Below are 699 nucleotides of genomic sequence, written 5' to 3' on the forward strand. Positions count from 1 at the left end.
AATGACATGGCAGGCGCGGCAGGCGGTGGGGACGGTTCCTGACAGTCTATGCACAGAGTTATCCACAGAAGTTGTGGGTAACTTTATCTCCTGTGCCACAGGGTTCTGCGCAGAAGGTTATCGTTTCAGCATGGGCAGGGGACGCCAGGGCTGGCTGAGTAGTTGTTGGCCGCTGAGCTTTAGCAGTAGCGGATGAAAGCCTGCATTGGGGAAGCCCCGTTTGATCAACCGGATTCGCGCAATGGGAATGCCGAAACGCAGCAGTCCCAGGCTTACATCAACCCAGTCTGCCCGGCGGAATACTTCGGTGAGGTCCAGGTGGTTGCGGCTGAAGCGACTGAGCTTGTGGTGATTCATGATCATGTTGCGCACGTCCTGACACCAATCGTCCAGGCCTTCTTCCTGAAGGTAGTGTTCAGCGAGGCGGGCGGACGGTTGCAGATAGTCGAAGGTGCCGGCGAGCCAGATACCTGCATCATGGAAAAAGGCGGCGACCTGCAGTTTATCCAGCTCTTCGTCGTTGATGGGGCGTTGCGCCATGACCAGGTTTACCAGCCGATAGACATGGTTGCGGTACGCGGTCTGTTGTTTACCAAAACGCTCTGCGTATTGGTCGAACAGTTGCTCCACTCTGGGTAACTGGGTGATCAAGTCCTTGTTCATGTAGCTCCGCCCGATATCGGGTGTGGTTACAGTTCT

General features: G+C 55.8%; 1 protein-coding gene. It reads right to left on the reverse strand.

What is annotated here, in order from left to right; all coding sequences use genetic code 11:
- Positions 1-117: 117 nt before the first annotated feature.
- Positions 118-699 (reverse strand): HD domain-containing protein (locus A3730_RS05540; RefSeq protein WP_369819044.1); only part of this gene is annotated, 582 nt, incomplete at its 5' end.

Source organism: Alcanivorax sp. HI0044 (assembly GCF_001634945.1).